The sequence below is a fragment of the Nocardia cyriacigeorgica genome (assembly GCF_005863245.1).
Taxonomy (GTDB): Bacteria; Actinomycetota; Actinomycetes; order Mycobacteriales; family Mycobacteriaceae; genus Nocardia; species Nocardia cyriacigeorgica_C.
This window is the reverse complement of sequence record NZ_VBUT01000008.1, coordinates 357,149-380,785: the sequence shown is the minus strand read 5'-3', so window position 1 is coordinate 380,785 and position 23,637 is coordinate 357,149. Positions and strand designations below refer to the sequence as shown.

19 protein-coding genes are annotated in these 23,637 nt (G+C 68.1%); 10 read left to right on the top strand and 9 right to left on the bottom strand.

The genetic code is table 11. The features are described 5' to 3' along the window. Positions 1 to 3 precede the first annotated feature (3 nt). A complete protein-coding gene (locus FEK34_RS21965) occupies positions 4 to 924 on the bottom strand; it encodes a LysR family transcriptional regulator (RefSeq protein WP_138450478.1) in 921 nt (306 codons plus the stop codon). Positions 925 to 1,063: 139 nt separating this feature from the next. Between FEK34_RS21965 and FEK34_RS21960 the strand changes: the two genes are divergently transcribed. Together FEK34_RS21960 and FEK34_RS21955 are read left to right on the top strand one after the other, a co-directional pair. Further along, positions 1,064 to 2,476, top strand: a complete 1,413-nt coding sequence (locus FEK34_RS21960) for an MFS transporter (protein WP_138450477.1) — start codon at positions 1,064 to 1,066, stop codon at positions 2,474 to 2,476. 301 nt (positions 2,477 to 2,777) lie between these two features. Beyond that, positions 2,778 to 3,524 carry a 3-hydroxybutyrate dehydrogenase gene (locus FEK34_RS21955; protein WP_138450475.1) on the top strand — a complete coding sequence of 249 codons (747 nt, stop codon included), beginning with the start codon at positions 2,778 to 2,780 and terminating at the stop codon, positions 3,522 to 3,524. A 292-nt stretch (positions 3,525 to 3,816) separates the two neighbouring features. Here the strand turns inward: FEK34_RS21955 and FEK34_RS21950 are convergent, their stop codons facing one another. After that, positions 3,817 to 4,410 carry an SACE_7040 family transcriptional regulator gene (locus FEK34_RS21950; RefSeq protein WP_138450473.1) on the bottom strand — a complete coding sequence of 198 codons (594 nt, stop codon included), beginning with the start codon at positions 4,408 to 4,410 and terminating at the stop codon, positions 3,817 to 3,819. Between the two features lie 93 nt (positions 4,411 to 4,503). Between FEK34_RS21950 and FEK34_RS21945 the strand changes: the two genes are divergently transcribed. The 8 genes from FEK34_RS21945 to FEK34_RS21910 all read left to right on the top strand — a co-directional run bounded on the left by FEK34_RS21945 (position 4,504) and on the right by FEK34_RS21910 (position 15,336). Beyond that, a complete protein-coding gene (locus FEK34_RS21945) occupies positions 4,504 to 6,120 on the top strand; it encodes a carboxyl transferase domain-containing protein (protein WP_171048328.1) in 1,617 nt (538 codons plus the stop codon). Positions 6,121 to 6,125: 5 nt separating this feature from the next. After that, entirely contained in the window at positions 6,126 to 8,165 is a 2,040-nt protein-coding gene (locus FEK34_RS21940) for an acetyl/propionyl/methylcrotonyl-CoA carboxylase subunit alpha (RefSeq protein ID WP_138450471.1), read from the top strand. Positions 8,166 to 8,174: 9 nt separating this feature from the next. Continuing rightward, positions 8,175 to 9,335: an acyl-CoA dehydrogenase family protein gene (locus FEK34_RS21935; protein ID WP_138450469.1), complete on the top strand. Its 1,161-nt coding sequence runs from the start codon at positions 8,175 to 8,177 to the stop codon at positions 9,333 to 9,335. Continuing rightward, the gene (locus tag FEK34_RS21930) at positions 9,332 to 9,817 is read left to right on the top strand and encodes a MaoC family dehydratase (RefSeq protein ID WP_138450467.1); all 486 of its coding nucleotides are present in this window, start codon (positions 9,332 to 9,334) and stop codon (positions 9,815 to 9,817) included. The genes FEK34_RS21935 and FEK34_RS21930 overlap by 4 nt, the downstream gene beginning before the upstream one ends. Then, the gene (locus FEK34_RS21925) at positions 9,814 to 10,623 is read left to right on the top strand and encodes an HpcH/HpaI aldolase/citrate lyase family protein (protein WP_138450465.1); all 810 of its coding nucleotides are present in this window, start codon (positions 9,814 to 9,816) and stop codon (positions 10,621 to 10,623) included. The genes FEK34_RS21930 and FEK34_RS21925 overlap by 4 nt, the downstream gene beginning before the upstream one ends. Positions 10,624 to 10,646: 23 nt before the next feature. After that, a complete protein-coding gene (locus FEK34_RS21920; RefSeq protein ID WP_138450463.1) occupies positions 10,647 to 12,596 on the top strand; it encodes an acetoacetate--CoA ligase in 1,950 nt (649 codons plus the stop codon). Positions 12,597 to 12,657: 61 nt separating this feature from the next. Further along, positions 12,658 to 13,905, top strand: a complete 1,248-nt coding sequence (locus FEK34_RS21915; RefSeq protein ID WP_138450461.1) for a TetR/AcrR family transcriptional regulator — start codon at positions 12,658 to 12,660, stop codon at positions 13,903 to 13,905. A 189-nt stretch (positions 13,906 to 14,094) separates the two neighbouring features. Further along, on the top strand, positions 14,095 to 15,336 hold the full coding sequence (locus FEK34_RS21910) for a TetR/AcrR family transcriptional regulator (RefSeq protein WP_138450460.1): 1,242 nt from the start codon (positions 14,095 to 14,097) through the stop codon (positions 15,334 to 15,336). Positions 15,337 to 15,338: 2 nt separating this feature from the next. On the opposite strand, the gene FEK34_RS30460 is transcribed toward FEK34_RS21910, so the two are convergent. From FEK34_RS30460 to FEK34_RS21875, 7 genes are read right to left on the bottom strand one after another with little or no spacing between them, the layout of a single operon-like run. Next, positions 15,339 to 16,427: a hypothetical protein gene (locus FEK34_RS30460; protein ID WP_212748798.1), complete on the bottom strand. Its 1,089-nt coding sequence runs from the start codon at positions 16,425 to 16,427 to the stop codon at positions 15,339 to 15,341. Positions 16,428 to 16,439: 12 nt separating this feature from the next. After that, positions 16,440 to 17,618, bottom strand: a complete 1,179-nt coding sequence (locus FEK34_RS21900; RefSeq protein ID WP_138450458.1) for an MCE family protein — start codon at positions 17,616 to 17,618, stop codon at positions 16,440 to 16,442. Continuing rightward, positions 17,615 to 18,772, bottom strand: a complete 1,158-nt coding sequence (locus FEK34_RS21895; protein ID WP_249357919.1) for an MlaD family protein — start codon at positions 18,770 to 18,772, stop codon at positions 17,615 to 17,617. Before FEK34_RS21895 ends, FEK34_RS21900 begins: the two co-directional genes overlap by 4 nt. 5 nt (positions 18,773 to 18,777) lie before the next feature. Beyond that, positions 18,778 to 19,878, bottom strand: a complete 1,101-nt coding sequence (locus FEK34_RS21890; RefSeq protein WP_138450456.1) for an MCE family protein — start codon at positions 19,876 to 19,878, stop codon at positions 18,778 to 18,780. Next, positions 19,875 to 20,888, bottom strand: a complete 1,014-nt coding sequence (locus tag FEK34_RS21885; RefSeq protein WP_138450454.1) for an MCE family protein — start codon at positions 20,886 to 20,888, stop codon at positions 19,875 to 19,877. The genes FEK34_RS21890 and FEK34_RS21885 overlap by 4 nt, the downstream gene beginning before the upstream one ends. Further along, entirely contained in the window at positions 20,888 to 21,910 is a 1,023-nt protein-coding gene (locus FEK34_RS21880) for an MCE family protein (protein ID WP_138450452.1), read from the bottom strand. Before FEK34_RS21880 ends, FEK34_RS21885 begins: the two co-directional genes overlap by 1 nt. After that, on the bottom strand, positions 21,907 to 23,637 hold the full coding sequence (locus FEK34_RS21875; protein WP_138450450.1) for an MCE family protein: 1,731 nt from the start codon (positions 23,635 to 23,637) through the stop codon (positions 21,907 to 21,909). The genes FEK34_RS21880 and FEK34_RS21875 overlap by 4 nt, the downstream gene beginning before the upstream one ends.

The window sequence follows — 23,637 nt, the reverse complement described above, 5'->3', positions numbered from 1 at the left end:
ATCTCAGTATTTGCCGAGTAGCACCGGCTGCTGTTCGCGGACCAGCTGCACCAGGGCGTCGACGACCGCGGACACTTCCGGGCGGCGCAGGGTTTCCGGACGCGCCACCAGCCAGTAGGACAGGCGGATGGTGACGGCCTCGGGTAGGACGCGGATCAGGTCCGCGTGGCGGTCGGCCATGAAGCAGGGCAGTAGGCCGAGGCCCGCGGCGGCTCGGGTGGCTTCGACATGGACGAAGACGTTGGTGGAGGTCACCGAGTCGGGCTTGGTCGGCACGAAGCTGGAAGCCAGATCGAGATCGTCGACCTGGAGCATCGAGTCGATGAAGTACACCAGCGGATGGGCGCTCAGGTCGGCGATGGACGCGGGCGTGCCGTGCTCGGCCAGATAGTCGCGGGAGCCGTAGAGGCCGAGGCAGTAGTCGCCGAGCCGGATCGCCTTGGCGCGCTGCACCTGCGGTTTTCCGACGACCACTTCGATATCCAGGCCGGAACGCTGCTGGGACGCGCGGCGCGTGGTCGCCACGATCTCGACGGCGACCCGCGGATGGTCGCGCCGCACGCGCGCGGCGGCGGGAGCGGCGAGGTAGGCGCTGAAGCCGTCGGTGGCCGACATCCGCACCACGCCCTCCAGCTCGCGTTTGTGCCGCGGGCCCGCCATGAACTTGACGGCCGTCTCGATGGTCTCCGCCGCGACCAGCGCCATGCGGCCGAGTTCGGTGAGCTCCCAACCGCCGGCCGAGCGGGTGAGCACGCGCCCGCCGAGGTCCTGCTCCAGCGCGGCGATGCGGCGGGCGATGGTGGTGTGGTTGATGCCGAGCTCATTCGCCGCGGTGACGTAGCGGCCCGAGCGGCCGACAGCCAGCAGGACCAGCAGATCATCGGCGCTGGGACGACGAGCCGGACCCGAAGCGGAGGCTTTCATTTCTGCATTTTTGCAGATACGCCCTGCGCATCTGGTCATTGCCGCCGACATCGGTGTGCACTGATACTCATCGTCATGGCCTGTGGCGGCCATCACATTCGATCAGTGATGTGGTCGCGATGATGAGGGAGTTTCGACGATGAGCGTGCACGACGCGGCGAAGACCGACGACAAAGGAGTACCGACCGGCCTGCGAAGAGTGGTCGCCGCGTCGATGGCGGGCACGGTGGTCGAGTGGTACGAGTTCTTCCTGTACGGCACCGCCGCGACGCTGGTGTTCAGCAAGGTGTTCTTCGCCGAGACCACCAGCGATCTGGACGCGATCCTGGCGGCATTCGTCACCTATGCGGTCGGCTTCGCGGCCCGCCCGCTCGGCGGCGTCGTCTTCGGTCACTTCGGTGACAAGTACGGGCGCAAGAAGCTGCTCCAGTTCAGCCTGCTGCTGGTGGGCGCGGCGACGTTCCTGATGGGCTGTCTGCCCACCTTCGGCCAGGTCGGGTATCTGGCGCCGACGCTGCTGGTGATCCTGCGGTTCATCCAAGGCTTCGCCGTCGGCGGTGAATGGGGCGGCGCGGTGCTGCTGGTGGCCGAGCACAGCCCGAACCGCAGCCGCGGATTCTGGGCGAGCTGGCCGCAGGCGGGTGTGCCCGCGGGCAATCTGCTGGCGACCGTGGTGCTGCTGGCGCTGACCTCCACCCTGTCGGAGGCGGCGTTCCTGAGCTGGGGTTGGCGAGTCGCGTTCTGGCTGTCGGCGGTGGTGGTGCTGATCGGCTACTACGTGCGCACCAAGGTCACCGACGCGCCGATCTTCGTCGCCGCGCAGCAGGAGGCCGAGAAGGCCCGCGCCACCTCGTTCAGCGTGGTCGAGGTGCTGAAGCGTTATCCGCGTGGCGTTTTCACCGCGATGGGCCTGCGCTTCGGCGAGAACATCATGTACTACCTGGTCGTCACGTTCACCATCACCTATCTGAAGGTGCAGGTCGATCTGGATACCGACACCATCCTGTGGTGGCTGCTGATCGCGCACGCGATCCACTTCTTCGCGATCCCGATGGTCGGCAGGCTCAGCGACCGGTTCGGGCGGCGTCCGGTGTATCTGGTCGGCGCGATCACCGCGGGCACCTGGGGATTCTTCGCCTTCCCGATGATGGACAGCGGGCACAACGCGGTCATCCTGGCCGCGATCATCATCGGCCTGCTGTTCCACGCGCTGATGTACGCGGCGCAGCCGGCGATCATGGCGGAGATGTTCCCGACCCGGATGCGGTACTCCGGTGTTTCCCTCGGCTACCAGGTGACCTCGATCGTCGCGGGTTCGCTGGCCCCGATCATCGCGGTGCGGCTACTGGACATCTTCGACTCCTCGGTGCCGATCGCCTGGTACCTGGCCGGGGCGTGTGCGCTGACCGCCGTCGCGGTGATCGTCGCCAGGGAGACCAGCGGACTGGATCTGGCCGAGATCGACTCGGCCGATGCGAAGTACCTGGCGACCGAGGCCGAGCGAGCGGCGACCACCGCCGCCCCCGCCCCTGCCACCGTGACGGCGAAATGAGCACATTCGAACGCGGCGCCGGGCGCGTGCGGGCCGGGCGCGTGCGGGCTGGGCGCGTGCGGGCTAAGCGAGCCGAGGACGCTATGGCTCTGGGCCACGACCACCCCGACAGCACAAAAGGCGCCCAGCAGCCGTGGCCCGCCGGCCACCATGGGAGCGCCGCCCGGAAGCTGCCCGATCGGTGTGCGTCTGGGTGCGTTAGCTCGATGAGGGTCCGCACGACGGCCGCAGCGCAGCCAATGGCGATAGCGATGCGGTCAACCCGAACCGGCAACACGGCCCACACCGAGGGGGCGCAGCGATGAGCACCCTCGACGGGCGGCGTGCCCTGGTGACGGGTGGCGCGAGCGGGATCGGTGCGGCATGCGCGCGGGCGCTCGCCGGCCGCGGTGCCCACGTCACGGTCGCCGATATCGACGAAGTCGGTGCGAAAGCGCTGGCGGAGGAGATCGGCGGCAGCGTGTGGGGCGTGGATCTGCTGGATGTCGGCGAACTCGAAGAGCTGACGCTCGAGGTCGAGATCCTGGTGAACAATGCCGGTATCCAGAGCATCGACCCGATCACCGAGTTCGCGCCGCAACGGTTCCGCACCCTGATGACGCTGATGGCCGAGGCGCCGTTCCTGCTGATCCGGGCCGCGCTCCCGCACATGTACGCGCAGGGGTTCGGCCGGATCGTCAATATCTCCTCGGTGCACGGGCTGCGGGCCTCGGAGTACAAGGTCGCCTACGTCGCCGCCAAGCACGCCTTGGAGGGCATCTCCAAGGTGACGGCGCTGGAAGGCGGCAGGCACGGTGTGACGAGCAACTGCATCAACCCCGGCTATGTGCGCACTCCCCTGGTCGACAAGCAGATCGCCGACCAGGCGCGCACCCATGGCATCGCGGAAAGCGAAGTGCTGGAACGGATTCTGCTCACCGAGAGCGCGATCAAGCGGTTGGTCGAACCGGAAGAGGTGGGTGCGCTCACCGCCTGGCTGGCCGGACCGGAGGCGGGCATGGTCACGGGTGCGTCCTACACCATGGACGGAGGTTGGAGCGCCCGGTGATCGGTCGATCGGGGCGCTGGTGTGCGGAGGCGCGGCATGTCCGCCTGGGTGATGCCAGTGGCCGCGCCACACGCCCGAGCACCCGACGTGCCGGGTCGGCGCTATGAGGGGGTCGATCCAGCACACCGGCCACGGCCGTATCCAGCCCGGCGACCACTACCGGACCGGGTCGACCCGCGATGCCGACACGAGGCGGGGCAACCACAACCGGATCGAACGCGGCGAGCACAGCCGCGTCCGGCCCACCGGCCACGGCGGCAATCAGACCGCCACCCATCGGCCGGCACTCCGGTCAGCTCAGCGAGGCGATCGCCATCTCTCGCAGGATCGCGCGTGCTCGGGCGGCGGTGGCCGGGGTCGCGCTGTGCGGGGTGGAGTTCATCAGGCCGAACGCGGCGTGGGCCTTCACCCGCGCCGCGTCCTCGGCCAGGCCGGGATGCAGTTCGCGTTGGACGCCCACCCAGATCTCGACGTAGCGGCGCTGGAACCGGCGCACTTCGCGGCGGGCCGGTTCGGGGACGTTGTCGAGGTCGCGGTCCTGGATGCGGATCAGCTCGGGCTCGCCGAGCGCGAAATCGAGATGGAAATCGACCAGCCTGGCGAGTGCCTCGCCGGGCGAAGGAGCATCCGCGACCACCGCCTCTCCGCCTTCGAAGAGCCTGCGGCTGACCCCGACCAGCAGTTCGACCAGCAGCGCTTCCTTGTTCGGGAAATGCCGGTACACCGCGGGCCCGCTGATGCCGACGGCCGCGCCGAGATCGTCCAGGCGCATGCCGAGGAACCCGCGGTCGGCGATCAGGCGCGCGCCCGCATCGAGCAACTGCCGCCTGCGCTCGGCTTTCTGCTGTTCACGGCGCGTGAGCGTGCCGGTTTCCGTGCCGGTCATCGGCGCTCCTCCCAGCCGGTCTGGACAACTCGGTTAGTCAAGATTAACCTGTATTCCAGTTATCAGCGATTAACTGACCGGCAGGATGGCGTGATGACGATTACTCAGGACCCGCGTGCGAGCGCTGCGGTCTCCGACAACTACGCGGCGCATCAGGCGCTGGTCGCCGATCTGCGTGCCCGGCTCGCGACAACCGCGCTCGGCGGTCCGGAGAAGGCCAGGCAGCGTCATATCGCGCGGGGCAAGCTGCTGCCACGCCAGCGAGTGGATCAGCTGCTCGATCCGGGCAGCCCGTTCCTCGAACTGTCGCCGCTGGCGGCGAACGGGATGTACGACGACGAATGCCCGGGCGCGGGCGTCATCACCGGGATCGGGCGGGTGTCGGGACGCGAATGCGTGATCGTCGCCAATGACGCGACGGTCAAGGGCGGCACCTACTACCCGATCTCGGTGAAGAAGCATCTGCGCGCCCAGGAAGTCGCGTTGCAGAACCATCTGCCGTGCGTCTACCTGGTCGATTCCGGCGGCGCGTACCTGCCGCATCAGGACGAGGTGTTCCCCGACCGGGAGCATTTCGGTCGAATCTTCTACAACCAGGCGAATCTGAGCGCCAAGGGCATCGCGCAGATCGCGGCGGTGATGGGTTCGTGCACCGCGGGCGGTGCGTATGTGCCGGCGATGAGCGATGAAGCGGTGATCGTGCGCGATCAGGGCACCATCTTCCTGGGTGGGCCGCCGCTGGTGAAGGCGGCCACCGGTGAGGTGGTCACGGCCGAGGAACTCGGTGGCGGGGCGCTGCATTCGCGCACCTCCGGGGTCACCGATCATCTCGCCGACGACGATCAGGACGCGCTGCGCATCGTGCGGCGCATCGTTGGCACGCTCGGCCCGCGGCCCGAAAGCCCGTGGGAAGTGCGCACTCCGGTGGAGCCCGCCGCACCGGTCGAGGAGCTCTATGATGTGGTGCCCGTCGACCTGCGTACTCCCTATGACGTGCGCGAAGTGATCACCCGCATCGTCGACGGCGACCCCGAGGGCGGCAGCGGCTTCCACGAATTCAAGGCCGAATACGGCAAGACCCTGGTCACCGGGTTCGCCCATATCCACGGCCATCCGGTCGGCATCGTCGCCAACAACGGCGTGCTGTTCAGCGAATCCGCCATGAAGGGCGCCCATTTCATCGAACTGTGCGACAAGCGCAAGATCCCGCTGCTGTTCTTGCAGAACATCACCGGGTTCATGGTCGGACGCGATTACGAGGCCGGCGGCATCGCCAAGCACGGCGCGAAGATGGTGACGGCGGTGGCGTGCGCGCGGGTGCCGAAGCTGACGGTCGTCATCGGCGGTTCCTACGGTGCGGGCAACTACTCCATGTGCGGGCGCGCGTATTCGCCGCGGTTCCTGTGGATGTGGCCCAATGCCCGGATCTCGGTAATGGGCGGCGAGCAGGCGGCGTCGGTGTTGTCGACGGTGCGCGGCGATCAGCTCGACAGCAGCGGTAAGCCCTGGACCGAGCAGGATCAGGAGGAGTTCAAGGCCCCGATCCGCGAGCAGTACGAGCGGCAGGGCAACCCCTACTACTCCACCGCGCGGATCTGGGACGACGGCGTGATCGACCCCGCCGACACCAGAACGGTGCTCGGCCTCGCCCTGTCGGTGTGTGCGCAGGCTCCGCTGGAACCTGTCTCCTACGGCGTCTTCCGGATGTGATGAGAATGCTGAATACGAATCATCCCGTCGGTTTCGACACCGTCCTGGTCGCCAATCGCGGCGAGATCGCGGTGCGCGTCATCCGCACCTTGCGCGCCATGGGTATCCGCTCGGTCGCCGTCTACAGCGACGCCGACGCCGGCGCCAGGCACGTCCGGGAGGCCGACGTCGCGGTGCGGCTCGGTCCGGCGCCCGCCCGCGAGAGCTATCTCGATATCGCCAAGGTGGTCGACGCCGCCGTCCGCACCGGGGCCCAGGCGGTGCATCCCGGCTACGGATTCCTGTCCGAGAACGCCGCTTTCGCCTCCGCGCTGGCCGAGAAGGATATCGTGTTCCTCGGCCCGCCGGCCAAGGCGATCGAGGTGATGGGCGACAAGATCACCGCCAAGAACACCGTCTCCGCGTTCGACGTCCCGGTGGTGCCCGGTATCGCCGAGCCCGGTCTCGACGACGACGCGCTGATCGCCGCCGCCGCCGACATCGGCTATCCGGTGCTGGTCAAACCGTCCGCGGGTGGCGGCGGCAAGGGCATGCGGCTGGTGCATGAGCCCGGCGAGCTGCCCGCCGCGCTGGTCAGCGCCCGGCGCGAGGCCGCCGCGGCGTTCGGCGACGACACCCTGTTCATCGAACGCTTCGTCACCCGGCCGCGTCATATCGAGGTGCAGATCCTCGCCGACCAGCACGGCAATGTCGTGCATCTGGGCGAACGCGAATGCAGCTTGCAGCGCAGGCATCAGAAGGTGATCGAGGAAGCGCCCTCGCCGCTGCTCGATGCGGCCACCAGGGCCAGGATCGGGGCGGCGGCCTGCAATACCGCGCGCAGCGTCGACTACGTCGGTGCGGGCACGGTGGAATTCATCGTCTCGGCCGACCGCCCGGACGAGTTCTTCTTCATGGAGATGAACACCCGCCTCCAGGTGGAGCATCCGGTGACCGAGATGGTGACCGGCGTCGACCTGGTCGAATGCCAGGTGCGGGTGGCGGCCGGACAGCGAATCACGCTGGCGCAGGAGGACATCCGGCTCGTCGGTCATGCCGTCGAGGCGCGCGTCTACGCCGAGGATCCGGGTCGCGGCTTCCTGCCCACCGGCGGCACGGTGGTCGATCTCGCCGAACCGAGCGGCAAGGGTGTGCGGGTGGATTCGGGGCTGCGGGTCGGCACCGTCGTCGGCAGCGATTACGACCCGATGCTGTCGAAGGTGATCGCGCACGGTCCCGATCGCGCGGCCGCGCTGGCGGCGCTGGACCGGGCGCTGGGCGAGACCGTCGTCCTCGGCGTGACCACCAATATCGAATTCCTGCGCTTCCTGCTCGAAGACCCCGATGTGGTGGCCGGACGTCTGGACACCGCGTTGCTGGACCGCAGGGCCGTCGACTTCACGCCCGCACCGGTGCCCGACGATGCGTTCGCCGCGGCCGCCGTCTACCACTGGCTGCGCCGCTGGCCTGCCGAGCCGGGCGATCCGTGGGATCAGCCGACCGGCTGGCGGGTGGGCACTGCCGCGCCCACGACGATCCGGCTCGAGGGCGGCAATCGCACCGAACACGTCCACCTGACCGGAACACCGGCGGCTGCCCAACTGCAAGTGGGCGACGACGGTGCACCGGTCGCGGTATCCGCCGAGCTCACCGCGCCCGGACTGCTGACGATCACCGTCGACGATCTGCGTCGCGACTACCGGCTGGCCGAACACGACAACCGGCTGTGGGTGGCGGGCACGTTCGGCGTCTGCTCGCTGCGTGAGGTGGCCGAGGTCAACGTCCGAGCCGGCGACGCCGACCTGGGCGACGCCGAAATCCGCAGTCCCATGCCCGGTTCGGTGATCGCGGTGCCGGTCGAACCCGGCGCCGAGGTGACCGCGGGCGCGCCCGTCGTCGTGGTGGAAGCGATGAAGATGGAGCATTCGCTGACCGCGCCGATCGCGGGCACCGTCGAAGTGCTGGTGCGGCCCGGCGATCAGGTGAGCCTGGACCAGGTGCTCGCCAAGATCCACGCCCCGGCGCCGACCGCCGACTCCCCCACCGCCGCAGCTGCTGACCGATAGGACCACACGATGACCGACTTCCTTTCCACCGGAACACTTCCCGACGAATACCGCGACCTCGCGCTCACCGTCCGCGATTTCGCCAACCAGGTGGTGGCCCCCGTCGCCGCCGAACACGACGCCAACCACACCTTCCCGTACAAGGTGGTCCAGGGCATGGCCGAGATGGGCCTGTTCGGGCTGCCGTTCCCCGAGGAGTACGGCGGGATGGGCGGCGACTACTTCGCGCTGTGCCTGGCGCTCGAGGAACTGGGCAAGATCGACCAGAGCGTGGCCATCACCCTCGAAGCCGGGGTGTCGCTCGGTGCGATGCCGATCTACCGCTTCGGCACCGAGGAGCAGAAGCAGCGGTGGCTGCCCCAGCTCACCAGCGGCCGCAACCTGGCCGCTTTCGGGCTCACCGAACCCGGCGCTGGCAGCGATGCGGGCGGCACCCGCACCACCGCGGTCGCCGACGGCGGCGACTGGGTGATCAACGGCAGCAAGCAGTTCATCACCAACTCCGGCACCGACATCACCACGCTGGTGACGGTGACGGCGGTGACCGGCGAATCGGGCGGCAAGAAGGAGATCTCCACCATCCTCGTGCCCACCGACACCCCCGGTTTCGTCGCCGAACCGGCCTACAACAAGGTCGGCTGGAACGCCTCCGACACCCATCCGCTCTCGTTCACCGATGTCCGGGTGCCGCAGGAGAACCTGCTCGGCGAACGCGGCCGCGGCTACGCGAACTTCCTGCGCATCCTCGACGAAGGCCGCATCGCCATCGCCGCGCTCGCCACCGGTGTGGCGCAGGGCTGCGTGGACGAGAGCGTGCGCTATGCCAAGGAACGCGAGGCCTTCGGCCGGGCGATCGGCACCAACCAGGCCATCGCCTTCAAGATCGCCCGGATGGAGGCCCGCGCGCACACCGCCCGCGCCGCCTACTACGACGCGGCCGCGCTGATGCTGGCCGGCAAACCCTTCAAGAAGCAGGCCTCGATCGCCAAGCTCATCTCCAGCGAGGCGGCCATGGACAACGCCCGCGACGCCACTCAGATCTTCGGCGGCTACGGCTTCATGAACGAATACCCTGTGGCCAGGCACTACCGCGACAGCAAGATCCTGGAGATCGGCGAGGGCACGACGGAGGTGCAGTTGATGTTGATCGCACGGGAGCTGGGGCTGTGAGCGAGCTACGCCGCGTCGTCCAGCGGGGACTGTGGTTCGAGGAGTTCGAGACCGACGTGGTCTACGAGCACCGGCCCGGCCGCACCATCACCGAGGCCGACAACGTCCTGTTCACCACGCTGACGATGAACACCCAGGCACTGCACCTGGACGCCGCGTTCAGCGAGACGCAGCCGCCGTTCAACCAGCGGCTGGTGAATTCGATGTTCACGCTGTCGACACTGGTGGGGCTGTCGGTGGCGCAGCTGACGCAGGGCACGCTGGTGGCCAACCTCGGCTTCGGCGATATCGCCTTCCCGAAGCCGCTGTTCCACGGCGACACCCTCTACGCCGAAACCGTCGTCACCGAGAAGCGGGCCTCGAAGTCGCGGCCGGGCGAGGGCATCGTCAGCTTCGCGCACACCGCCCGCAACCAGCACGGCGATGTCGTAGCGACCGCCACCAGGAAGACGCTGGTCCGTATGCGTCCGGAGTCGGCATGATGTGGCAGATGAGCGGTCCGGCCTGGCTGTTCTGCCCGGCCGACCGGCCCGAACGCTTCGCCAAGGCCGCCGCCGCGGCCGACGTGGTGATCCTCGATCTGGAAGACGGCGTGGCCGCGAGCGATAAGGCCGCAGCGCGCAAGGCGCTGGTCGACACCCCGCTGGACCCGGAGACCACCATCGTGCGGGTCAATGCCGCGGGCACCGAGGACCACCGCTACGACCTGGCCGCGCTCATCGAGACCGGCTACCGCCGGATCATGCTGCCCAAATGCGAGTCGACCGCCCAGCTGGCGGCGCTGTCGGCCTATGAGGTGATCGCGCTGATCGAATCGCCGCTCGGCGCGCTGGAGGTGGCGCGCACCGCGGCCGCCGACAACACCATCGGCGTCATGTGGGGTGCGGAGGATCTGGTCGCCGGGCTCGGCGGCGCGTCCAGCAGGCACGCCGACGGCAGCTACCGCGACGTCGCCAAGCACGTGCGCTCGACGGCGCTGCTGGCAGCCAAGGCACACGGGCGGCTGGCCCTGGACTCGGTGTATCTCGATATCGCCGACCTGGACGGTCTGCGGGCCGAGGCCGAGGACGCGGTGGCCGTCGGGTTCGACGTCAAGGTGGCCATCCATCCGAGCCAGGTGGCCGTCATCCGCGACGCCTACGCCCCCACCGACGACGAACTCGCTTGGGCGCGTGCGGTTCTCGAACAGGCGCCGCGGCATCGCGGTGTCTTCGCCTACCAGGGCCGCATGGTCGACGCCCCCGTGCTGCGGCACGCCGAGCAGGTCGTCCGGCGCGCCCGCCACTGATCCACACACCGAGGAGAACCACGATGCAGCCACAGTGGGTGCCCACCGACCGGGATATCGCCGAGGCGAAGATCACCGATTTCGCCCGCTTCGTCACCGCGCGCACCGGCGTCCCCACCCCCGACTACGCCGCGCTGTGGCAGTGGTCGGTGCAGGATCTCGCCGGTTTCTGGCATGCGCTGTGGGATTACTTCGAGCTCGGTGAGATCGCCGGCGAGGTGCTGGCCGAGGAGACCATGCCGGGAGCGCGCTGGTTCCCCGGCACCCGGGTGAACTATGTGGATCAGGTCGTGCGGCAGGCGCGCTCCGACCGTCCGGCGATCGTGGCGCTCACTGACGGCGGCGAGGATGTCACCGAGGTCTCCTGGACCGAATTGATCGACCGCACCGCCGCTTTCGCGCGAACGCTGCGCTCGCTCGGGGTGCGGCCGGGTGACCGGGTGGCCGGCTATCTGCCGAATATCCCCGAGGCCGTGATCGCGTTCCTCGGTACCGCGGCAGTGGGCGCGGTGTGGAGCGCGTGCGGTCAGGATTACACCGCCAAAGCCGCGCTCGACCGGCTCGGCCAGCTGGAACCGACGGTGCTGGTCACCGCCGACGGCTACCGTTTCGGCGGCAAAGCGCACGACAAACGCGCCGATATCGACCAGCTGCGCGCCGGGCTGTCGAGTGTGCGCGAGACCATCGTGGTGTCGCGCCTCGGGCTCGACGTACCGGACACGCTGGCCTGGGCCGACGCCGTCAAGACCACCGACACCGATCCGGTGATCGAGACCGAAGCCGTCGACTTCGACCACTCGCTGTGGATCGTGTTCTCCTCCGGCACCACCGGCCTGCCCAAGGGCATCGTGCACGGCCACGGCGGCGTGCTGGTCGAGCATCTGAAAGCGGTGGCGCTGCAATCGGATATCGGCCCCGACGACACCTTCTTCTGGTACACCAGCCCCAGCTGGATGATGTGGAATTTCCAGGTGGCCGGGCTGCTCGCGGGCGCGACCATCGTCTGCTTCGACGGCAGCCCCACCCATCCCGAGCCGGACGCGCTGTGGCGGATCGCGGCGAAGGTGCGCGCGACGGTGCTCGGCACCAGCCCCGGGTATGTGCTGGCCTGCATCAAGGCCGGCTCGGTGCCCAAGGACGAGCACGACCTGTCGGCGTTACGGATGATCGGCATCACCGGCTCGGCACTGCCGCCGTCGTCGGCACTGTGGTTGCGCGACAACGTCGGTGACCATATTCCGATCTCCTCGATCAGCGGCGGCACCGATGTGGTGTCGGCGTTCATCGGCGGGGTGCGCACGGTGCCGGTGTGGCCGGGCGAGCTGTCGGCGCCGTATCTCGGTGTGGCGCTGGAGGCCTACGACGAGTCGGGAAATCCGGTGCGCGGTGAGGTCGGCGAACTGGTGGTCACCCGGCCGATGCCGTCCATGCCGGTGAGCTTCTGGAACGACCCGGACGGAAAGCGTTACCACGACGCCTATTTCGACACCTACCCCGGTGTGTGGCGGCACGGCGACTGGATCACCATCACCGATCACGGTTCGGTGGTGGTGCACGGGCGGTCCGATTCCACGCTCAACCGGCACGGCATCCGGATGGGCAGCGCCGATATCTATCAGGCGGTGGAACGGCTGCCCGAGGTCGCCGAGGCGCTGGTGATCGGCGCCGAACAACCCGACGGCGGCTACTGGATGCCGCTGTTCGTGGTGACGGCGCCCGGCGTGGAACTGACCGATGAGCTGGCCGAACGGATCAAAGCCGTGATCCGCACCGAGGTGTCGCCGCGGCATGTGCCCGACGAGATCCTGGCCGCGCCCGCCGTCCCGCACACCCGCACCGGCAAGAAGCTCGAGGTGCCGATCAAGAAGCTGTTCCAGGGTGCGGACCCGACCCGGGTCGTCGAGCGCAGCGCGGTCGACGATCCCGATCTGCTCGACTGGTACGCGCGGATTCGCCCGCCCGGCCGCAGGTGATCCACGACTCACGCCGGGGAGCGCCACATTGCCGCTGGTTACCGGGCGATACCATGTCGGAATGAGTGTCGACAATCGCCGTACCGTGCGTGCGAAGAGCAACGGCGACTCGGCGCCACGCGAGATCCGGCGCAGGCCGAAGAACCGGCGAGCCCAGATCGCGGCGGCCGCCGCCTCCGCCTTCGGCTCCCTCGGCTATCACGGTGTCAGCATGGAGGACATCGCCTCGGGTCTCGGCATCAGCTCCGCCGCGCTCTACCGGCATTACCCCAGCAAGTACGCCCTGTTCCGGGAGGAACTACTGCGGGTGGGCCGGGCCATGACCGAATCGGTGCACCTACCCGAGGACGCGGCCGACGCCACCCCCGAGCAGCGGCTACGGCAGGTCCTCGACGCGCTCATCACCGCCACCATCGACAACCGGGCCAGCGTCACCCTGGTGCGCTGGGAGGGCCGCTACCTCGAGCCCGAGGATTCGGATCTGCTCAACGAACAGCAGGCCACCGTCGTCGACGCGCTCGGCGCCGAACTGCACGCGCTGCGCCCCGAGCTCGACGAGGACGATCTGCGGGTACTGCGCGCGGCCATGCTGAGCACCATCACCAGCATCGCCGACCATCACGCCGCGCTGCCCGCGAAATCGCTTACCCGCCTGCTGTCGTCGGCCTGCTGGGATATCGCGCAGGCCGAGCTGCCCGCGGTCGGGGACGCGGTGGAACCCGCTGCGGCGGCGGAGATCCCGGATTCGTTCAAGCATGAGCTGCTGCTGCGCAAGGCGGTCGAGCTGTTCCACGATCGCGGGTATCCGAACGTCAGCGTGGAAGACATCGCGACCGCGGCCGGGCTGTCGGCGGCGTCGGCGGTGTACCGGTTCTATCGCGGCAAGAGCGATCTGCTGGCGGCCGCGTTCCGCCGTGCGGCCGAACGGGTTTCGAGCGCGATCGGACCGGCCGTCGCGGCGGCCGACAGCGCCGAGGCGGCACTGGTGTCGCTGATCGATCAGTATGTGGCGGGCTCGTTCACCGAGCGGGCGCTGACCTTCGTCTACTACACCGAGTTCCAGCACGTTCCGGCCGAGGAACGCACGGTGCTGCGCAATATCCAGCGGCTCAGCGTCGAGGAGTGGGCGCGGCTGGTGCGTGAGGTGCGCCCGGAACTCGCGCCGGCCGAATCCCGGTTCCTGGTGCATGCCGCGTTCGCCTTGGTGGTGGATCTGGGCCGGTCGTTCGGTACCGCGCCGATCGCCTCGCAGGGGCGGGTGGCGGCGCTGATGCAGATCGTGTTGTTCGGGCGTCGCGCGCAGGTCTGATTCCTCGCTCATCGCGTGGTCCCACCGGGCTCGATGCTGCCCGCCGTCGACAGAATATGTTACGGGCCATTCTTACTATCCGTGCCGCAATAGTAGTCGTTACAGACCATTTTGTGATTTCTGATTCACTTCCCCAACGCGGGGAGAAAGTGCGCGTGGAGCAGCGGTTCGCCGGGCTATCATCGCCGCATGGGAGCCCGGAATCGCCGCTCGACGCGGGAGACGACCGCGGACGAGACCACCGGGACTCGGGCGGTGCGACGCCGGCCGCGCGACCGGCGCGCGCAGATCGCGGCGGCCTCGGCCGAAGCGTTCGGTTCGCTCGGCTATCACGGGGTGAGCATGGAGGACATCGCCTCGCGCCTCGATATCTCCTCGACCGCGCTGTACCGCCACTACCCGAGCAAGTACGCGCTGTTCCGCGAGGAAACGATGCGGCTGGGCAGGCTCAGCGTGGAGGCGGTGCGGCTGCCGGAGGAGGCGCGGCGGTGGTCGGCGCGCGAGCGGCTCGAGCACGAACTGGATGCGCTGATCGAGGCCTCCATCGTCAACCGGCGCAGCGCCGCGCTGTTGCGCTGGCAACGCCGCTACCTCGAACCCGACGACGCCACTCTGCTGCACGACCAGCTCACCGTGGTCGACAGCGCGCTGCGCGAGGCGCTCGGTGAATACCGCCCAGACCTGCCGGTACGCGACCGCGCGGTGCTCACGGCGGCGCTGCTGAGCGTGCTGAGCAGCATCGGCGACCACCACGTGGCGATCCCGGTGCGCGCGCTGACCGATCAGCTCGGTGCCGCCTGCCGGGACCTGGCCGATACCCGGCTGCCCGCACCCGGCGACGACACCGAGGCCACCACGGCCCGCGAGATCCCGCTGACCTTCAAGCACGAACTGCTGCTGGTGCGCGCGGTGGAACTGTTCCATGAACGCGGCTACCCGAATGTGAGCGTGGAGGACATCGCCACCGCCGCCGGGTTGCCGGCCTCCTCGGCGGTGTACCGGTTCTACCGCGGTAAGGGCGATATCCTCGCCGCCGCGTTTCGCCGTGCGGCCGACCGGGTTTCGGCTGCCATCGGCCCCGCCGTGGCCGGATCCGATGGTCCCGAGCAGGCCCTGCACACCCTCATCGACCTGTTCGTCGACGGCTCGTTCGCCGAACGCGAGCTGACCTTCGTCTACTACGCCGAGATCAGCAATGTGCCCGCCGAGGAACGCACCGTGCTGCGCAACATCCAGCGGCTCAATGTCGAAGAGTGGGCCAAGCTGTTGACCGCGGTGCGGCCCGAGCTCGCCGCCGCGACCGCTCGGGTGCTGGTGCACGCCGCGCTGGCCATGGTGGTCGATCTCGGGCAGCGGTTCGGTTCGGTGGATCCGGCCTGCTCACGCCGTCGGGTGGCGGCGCTGATGCGGCAGGTGCTGTTCGGACGCTGAGGTCAGGGCTGCGGTGACGGCGCCAGCGGTGCGTTCATGTCGTTGACCAGCCAGCGGTCGCCGGACTTCTCCATCCGCATCACCATCGACAGCTGTCCGGGGGCCGGCTTGCCCTGGGTGCCGAGGCTGGTGATGGTCTGGCCGATCACCACGATGGCCTCCGCCGAGGTCTCGTCACCGGATTTGATCGCGCACTGCACATCGCTGGCCGCCGAGACGACCTGGCCCTGCGCGAGCACCTCACGCAGTTCCTGGCTGGTGGCTTCGAACTGCTGCCGCCAGTCACCGGTGGCGCCGTCGAGCACCGCACGGAAATAGGGGTCGAGGTTCTTCGCGTCGTAGTTGGCCAGCACCGGGGCGTACTCGCAGGCCGCCAGCCGCGCCTGTTCCTGCGCGGCCAGCACGGCTTCCTTGTCGCGATCCTGCATGTAGAAGTACAGCGTCGACGCAGCGCCCGCGACCAGCAGCAACGCCACCGCGCAGCGGGCGGCGAGGACGCGCGCGGTGGGGCGTTGCCCGCCGCGGCGGCCGATCACGGCCGTCAGCCTCCCGAGCGGGCGCTTGCGGGCGGCGGTGGAGTGCGATTCACCGGTGACATCGTCATCGGCCGCCGCGGCGCCACCGCCGACCGTCGAGCCATCGTCGACCGCAGCCGTCGCCGCGCCGTCGGTCACAGCGGCGGTCGATCGGCGTTGTTTCGGCAGTTCGAGATCCGAGGAACCTGTGCCATCGGAGGTCACAATCGCATCCGACACGCCGCCGGAGTGCGGATCGACATCGGAATCCGGCGTGCCGCGCGAGAGGGCGCCCTCGCGCTCAGCGGCAGACACGCCGTCGGCTTCCGGCGAGTCCTGTTCGCCGACAGGCATATCGGCAGCGCCATCGACCGCTTCGCCGTGTGTGCCGATCACAGACGTCACGGCGGGCTCGGATCCTCGTGTGTCCGGTTGATCGTCGACCGAGTCGGCGGCGGCCGGACTCGGCGCGACACCGGTTCCACGCGACTTCGATGGCGTCCGCTCCACCGCGATGCTCAGCTCGTTCAACGCAGCCGGGTCCTTAGCGGCAGGGTCGGTGTCTTTGGTGCTCATGCTGTTTCGGTCCTATCTGCCGGGGATCGGGCGGGAGAGTTCGTTGCCGGTGACGCCGGGCGGCGGGCCCGCGGTGTTGTCGGGGACGTTCGGGCGCGGGGCGTTGGCGGAGCCGCGGATCTGCAAGGCCGGGTTGCTGGTGATGCAGTAGTTGTAGAGGCGCACCCTGGTATCGGCGGTCGGGGTGGTGGGGACGACGGGGATGGTGTCGTATTCGCAGGTCGGGCGCGGCCAGGGGTCGACCAGGGTGTGGTAGGCGCCGTCGTGGGCGGGGATGCCGATCGCGGCCGAACCCTCGCGCAGCGCGGGGAAGAGCGCCGAGATCGCGGGGGCACGCAGTTTGGCGGCCTTGGTGATGGCGACGAAATTGGTGACCAGATTGGTGATCGGATCCTCGGTGGCCTGCACGAAGCCGCCGAGGGTGGCCAGCTGATCGGGCGCCAGATCGAGGAAGCGGCGCACTTCCTGGTCGGCGGCGGTGAGCTGATCGAACAGCGCGCCCGCGCCCGTGGTGAGCGTGGTCAGGTCGGGCTGGGCGTGCGAGGTGGTCTCGGCGATGACGCCGAGATTCTCGATCAGCTGACGAGTCTGCGGCAGCAGATCGTTGAGCCCGGCCATGGCCCGGCTGATCCCGGAGATCATGTTGCGCAACCGGTCCGGGCCGCCGGCCAGCGCCTTGTCCAGTTCGTTCACGATGACGGTGAGCCGCTGCGGGTTCAGGCCGCCGATCAGTCCGCTGACGTTGGTCAGCACCGACTGCACCGAGACCGGTGTCGAGGTCTGCGCCACGTCCACCACCGCACCGTCATCCAGGTACGGCCCGGTATCGGCGTCCGGCCGGAAATCGAGGTACTGCTCGCCCGCCGCCGACAACCGGCCGACGGCGACGGTGCCGCCGACCGGAATCCGCGCCGACGAATCGATTTCGGCCACCGCGGCGATGCCGGTGTCGGTCACCCGCACATCGCTCACCCGGCCGACCCTGGTGCCACGAAAGGTGACGTCGTTGCCGGGCAGCAGCCCACCGGAGCCGCGCAATTCGACGGTCACCGCGTAGGTGTTGGGCAGCGGGTTGATCCGCAGCACCTCGGCACCCAGGTACCAGGACCCGAGCACCAGGATCACCACGAGCCCGAGGTTCGCGACCGCGACGCGACGGCGAACCAGGTAATTCCACAGCGGGATGTTCACCGCTCACCACCTTGCGGAGCGGGCTGCGGTGCGGGCGCCTGCTGTCCCGGCACCGGCTGCGGCGGGCTGGTGACCCGGCCGATGACCTTCTGGATCACCTGCGCGAGGCTGCCGATGAACGCGGGCACATCGCCGACCTCGGGCAGACGGCTGCCGGTCGGGTCGGTCAGCGCGCCGACGCTGAGGTAGGACACGGTGGCGGCGACGGCCAGTGTCGGCCCCTCGAGGGTGGCCTCCAGCGAGGGATAGATCGAATGGAACCGCTCGAGCAGCTCCCCGAGATCGCCGCCCATCTGGGTGAAGCCCGACATCAACTGCTGGATGCTGTCGAACAGGCTCACGAAATCATCACCGGTGGTGTTGGTGAAATCGCCGAGCGCGGCCATGGTGACCGACACCTTGTTGATCAGCGAGGAGATATCGCGATTGTTCTCGGCCACCAGCCCGAGCAGACCGGGGAAGGTATCGGCGGCCTGACCCAATTCCGCCTTGCGGGCAGCGAGTTCACCGGTCAGCACATTGACTCCGGACAGCACGCTGTCGATATCGCCGGTGCGGGCATTGAGGGCGGCGAGCACGCTGGTGAGTTCGGTGATCATGTGCGCCACCTGGGGTGCGCGTCCGCCGAACATCGAATCCATCTGCGCGGTGATCTCCGCGGCCTGATTGAGCCCGCCACCGTTGATCAGCATCGACACCGACACCATCAGCTCTTCCACCGAGGCGCCCGCGCCGGTGTGGTCGGTGGAGATGATGTCGCCGGGTTGCAGCAGTTCGGTCTCGGCGGTGGCCGGTGGCAGCGTCATCGCGACGAAGATGTCGCCGAGCGGGGTGGCCTGGCGCAATTCGGCGGTGGTGCCGCGTGGCAGTTTGATGTCCTCGCGGATCAGCATTTCCACGTCGGCGATGAAATTGGTGGTGGAGATATCGGTGACGACGCCGATATCGGTGCCGCCGATCTTCACGTGCGCGCGGTCGGGCAGGTTCAGCGCGTCACGGAAGGCCGCGCGAATGGTGTAGCCGGGGCCGCCGATACCGGGTTTGGGCATCGGCACGTTCTCCACCGTGATGCCGCACCCGGTGGCGGCGCCCACGGTGAGGATGACGGCGAACGCACCGAGTGTCCTGCGGATCAGCACTGTCCTGCGAATCATCACTCTCATTTCGTGAGTCCGAGCAATGCGGCGGTCAGCCCGAAATCGGGACCGAAATCCTGGATCTTGCCGGTGCGGCAGCCGTCGGAGCGCATCTGCACGCGCTCACAGAACAGCGAGAGCACCTCGTTGTCGAGCACCGCCTTGTCCAGCAGACCGTGCAAGCGCAGCGCACGGTGTTCACGGCTGACGGCGTTGGAGAAGTTCTCGAAGAACAGCGGCGCGACGTCGACCAATTCGGTGAGACCGCGGGCGTTGGCGCGCATCTGGGCGGTGATCGTGGTGAACCGCTGCAACGCACCGGCCAGCTGATCGGAGTTCTGGCCGACCACCGAGGAGGTGTTGTTGACGAAATCGTTGAGCTGGGTCAGTACTGCTTGCAGGCCGGGTGACTGCTCGCCCATCAATTGCACCAGTTCGGTGAGCCTGCCGCTGAAATCGCGGACGGTCTGATCGTTCTGGGCGATGATCTGGGTGATCTCGTTGAGTTTGATGATGGTGTTGGCGATCTGGTCCTTGTTGGCGAAGGACACCTCGAACGCCGACGACAGCGCGTCGAGGGTGGCGCGCAACCGATCGCCATTACCTTCCAGCAGCGGGAACAACACCCGGCTGGCCATCGGGCCCTGCGCGTTATCGCCCTTGAGCGCGGCGCCGAGCTGATCGAAGTTCTCCAGAATCCGATCGAGCTCCACCGGCACCCGCGTGCGCTCCAGCGGAATATGCGCGCCATCGGCCAGCAACGGCCCCTCACCGGAATAGGCGGGCGCCAATTCGACGTGCCGGTTGGTGATGAGCTGCGGCGAAATGAGCGCGGCCATCGCGTTTTCCGGCACCTTGACGCCCTTGTCGATGGTCATGGTGACCTGGACGTAGCTGCCCTTGGCCGTCACCGTGTCCACCCGGCCCACCGGTACGCCGAGAATCGCCACCTCATTGCCCGCGTACAGGCCGGCGACGTTCTCGAAGTCGGCGCTGATACGCATGTGTTCACCGAGATACCGGTTCGGCAGCGCGCTGATGCTCTCGGGCAGCAACGCACATCCCGCCGCCAGCGTCGCCGCGACAGATAGTGCGGCCGTGCGGATGATCGTTCGAATTCTCATGAGCCGCACCCCTGAACGGCCTGGGCGAAACACAGCCAGTTGTCCGGCAGGAACCACGGAGCCCAGACATCGCCATAGGGCCCGTTGCCGAGGGCATTGTTGAACTGACGCAGGGCGATCGGCATGATTTCGTAGAGCCGGTCCAGATTGTCCCGGTTCTTCTCCAGGCCCTGGGTCATGGTGTTCAGATTCTGGATCAGTGGGCCGAGCTGATCGTTGTTCTCGATGCCCATCTCGCGCAGCAACGCCGACAGCGCAGCCACATTGTCGAGCAATTGCCGCAGCAGGGTCTGCCGCAGCGCCACCGCGTTGCCGATCGCCTCACCGCGGGTCAGCAGCAACAGCACACTGTTCTGATTGTCTGCGGCCAGCTGCGAGACCGTGTCCAGGCCTTTCAACAGCACGTCGACCTCGTCGCGGCGATCGTTGATCACCTTGGCCAGTGATCCGATGCTGTCGAGCGCGGTGATCGCCAACTCCGGTGAATCACCCATCTGCCGGTCGAACAGATCCAGCGCGGTGCGCAGTTTCTCCGGGTCGATGCGTTCGATGCGTTCGAACGAGGACTTGTATTTCGGGTCCTGGATCACCTTGCCGAGGTTGTAGGGCACGGAGGTGTTCTCGATCGGAATCCGATTGTCCGGCAGCCCTTTACCGTCGCCGGGCGTCAGCTCGATATGCAGCCGGCCCAGAATGGTGGACATCTTGATCGCCGCGCGCGCATTCGGGCCGAGCCGCATATCGCGGCGAATCCGCAGATCGACCACCACCTTGTCGTCGACCAGGTTCACCGCCTGCACGGCACCGACCTCGATGCCCGAGACGTCCACCGTCGCGCCCGGCCGCAACCCGGCGGCCTGCGCGAACTCCACCTGAATGGTCTTGTCGGTCAACCGCGCCTGCGAAATCACACTGGACCCGACCAGCAACAGCACCACCGCCGCGGCAGCGCCGACCCCCAGCCACAGGAACCGATTCGAGGAATACTTCGGCAGTCGTATTCGTGCCATCACCGGCACACCTCCGATTGGGATTCGCCACCGACCTGCGAGAACAGCCCCGGCGGCAGCAGCACGCCCCACAGCGACACATCCAGGCGGCAGATATAGGCATTGGCGTAGGCGCCGTAACTGGTGAAACGGGCCAGGCCATTGAGGACAGTCGGCAGCTCGATCGCGGCCTGATCCAGTGCGGCGCCATTGAGCAGCAGCAACGCCACACCGCTGGTCGCCATGTTCTGCGCCCGCGCCATATCCGGTTTGACCTGGGTGATCAATCCGACCAGCGCATCGGTGGAGGTCGCCACCTGATCGACCGAACTCTTCAGCGATTCACCCTCGGAATACAGCGCCTCCACCAGCGATCGGGCCTGGGTGATCAGCGTTTCCAATTCCTTGCTGCGATTGGCAAGGCCTGCGATCACGCTGCTCAGATTGGTGATCACCTGGCCGAGGATCTCGTCGCGTTCGCCGAAGGTGGTGGCCAGCTCGGCCGCCTGGGTGATCAGCGCACTCAACGACACACCGTCGCCTTGCAGCGCCTGGATCAACGTTTCCGACAGCGAATTCACCTGATCCGGTTGCAGCACGGAAAACAGCGGCTCGAAACCCGACAGCAGCGCCGAGACGTCGAACGAGGGTTCGGTGCGTTCCAGCGGAATATGGCTGCCCGGCTCCAGCACCGTGCCGTCGCCCTCGCCGGGAATCAGGGCGATATAGCGCTGGCCGATCAGATTCTGGTACCGCACCAGCGCTTTGGTGGTGGTGGTCAGCCGCTGCCGGTCCTGGATGCGGAATTCCAGGCGGGCCTTGTAATCGTCATCGAATTCGATGCTGTCCACCCGGCCCACCCGCACACCGGCCATGCGCACATCGTCACCGACGCGCACGCCGAGCACATCGGAGAACGTCGCCGAATAGCTGTGCGTATCGCCGGACACCGACCGCTGCAAGGTCGACCAGATGGTGTAGGTCAGCACCATCGCCAGCACCGCGAACAAGCTGAACCCGATCAGCGCCTTGCCCGACTTCATGCGTAGACCTCCACGGATCCACCGGCCAGCAGCGGGGTGAGCAGCAGTAGCTGCGCGGCGGTGGGTTTGCCGCCGACGATCTGTGCGACCGCCGCGTGACCACGGACCGTCGCGATCGGCCGGGCACCCGGTGCCGGGGCGCTCGCGCCGGAAACAGGGACTACCCGCTTCGGCCCGGCCGGCCCCGACGCGGTGACCGATGCGCCGGATGCGGAATCGACGCGATTGCCGCCGGTCACGGTGCCGACGGGTACCGGCGCGGAGTCCCGGGATCCGGGCACGGAGGCCGCGGGGGCGGCACCGCTCTGCCCTGGTGCCGCACCCGTAGGCGCGGCACCAGCGATTCCGGGAGCCGACGCAGCACCCGGCCCGGGCACCGCAGCCCCTGGTCCGGTATCGGCAGCTCCGGGCGGCGCGCCCGCGGGCGCGACACCTGGGCCGGGCGATGCTCCCGCGGGCGCGGCAGCCCCGGGAAGCGGCGCGGTGATTCCGGGAATCGCGGGCAACCCGGGAATGAACGGCAGCCCGGGAACAGCCGGTGCGCCGGGTTGCGCGGGCACGGGCGCCACACCCGGCACCGGAATCGGCGCCGGAGCCGGGCCCGCCGAATCGAGTCTGCGCGGCAGCATCTGCGGCGGATACTCCTGCGGCGGCGCCACGGTCGGCACCGTCGGCCCACCGCAGCGCGGGCCGTACATGTCGCCGTAGTGCGGGCAATCCTCGGCGGTGTACTGCTGGAACGGAGTGAACGAGACGTCCATTTTCCACACCATCTGCTTGCGTGGGCCGAAACTGAACACCGACTGCATCTTTTCCAAGGTGGCGTTGAGGTTGGCCGCGGTGTACGGGATGGCATCGGGGTCACGGGCCAGTGAGCCGAACAGTTCGTCCAGGCCGGGCACCAGTTCCTTGGCCGCGTTCGGGTTACGCGCGAACAGGCTGTTCACCGAGTCCACCGCACCGCTGGCATTGGCGAGCAGGGCGATGAGTTTGTCGCGGCGTTCGGTGAGGGTGCGCGCGGTCGTCACCGATTCCGACAGCACCCCGACCAGCTCGGGCGCCGACTGGCTCAGTGCGGTGGTGGCGCGGCCGAGATCGCCGAGCAGCTCCCCCACTCCGTCGATCGAGCGGACCTGGGTGATCCAGTTGTCGAGTCGTTCGATGGTGGAGCCGGGCACGCGGGCGCCGGGATCCAGCGCCGCGGAGAAGGTCGCCAGCACCCGGCCCAGCTTTTCGGGCTGGATATTGTCGAGCACATCGCGCAGCACCGTCAGCGTGGTCTGCAACTGGACGGTGCCCGCGCTGGTGTCTTCGGCGATGGTCGCGCCCTCGTGCAGCACACCCTCGGACGGGCCGTTGTCGACCAGTTCGATCGCGGTGACACCGAACAGGTTGTTGGGAATCACCCGGGCGGTGACGTTGTCCGGGATGGTCTCGGCCACCGCGGGTTTCAGGTCGACGAACACTTCCTGGCTCTGTCCGGCCGCCACCACGTCGACCGCGCTCACCGCGCCGACCACCATGCCGCGGAACTTCACATCCGCGCGGGCCGGCAACCCGTCACCCGTGCTGGTGAGCGTGACGGTGACGGGCACCTTGGCCTCGAAGTAGCCGGTGTAGCGCAGGGCGAGCAGGGTCAGCAGCAACACCATGGTGGCCATTACCGCGAGCCCCGACAGGGTCAGCTGACGGGCGGTCGGTCCGCGCCCACTGGGATCCAGAATCAT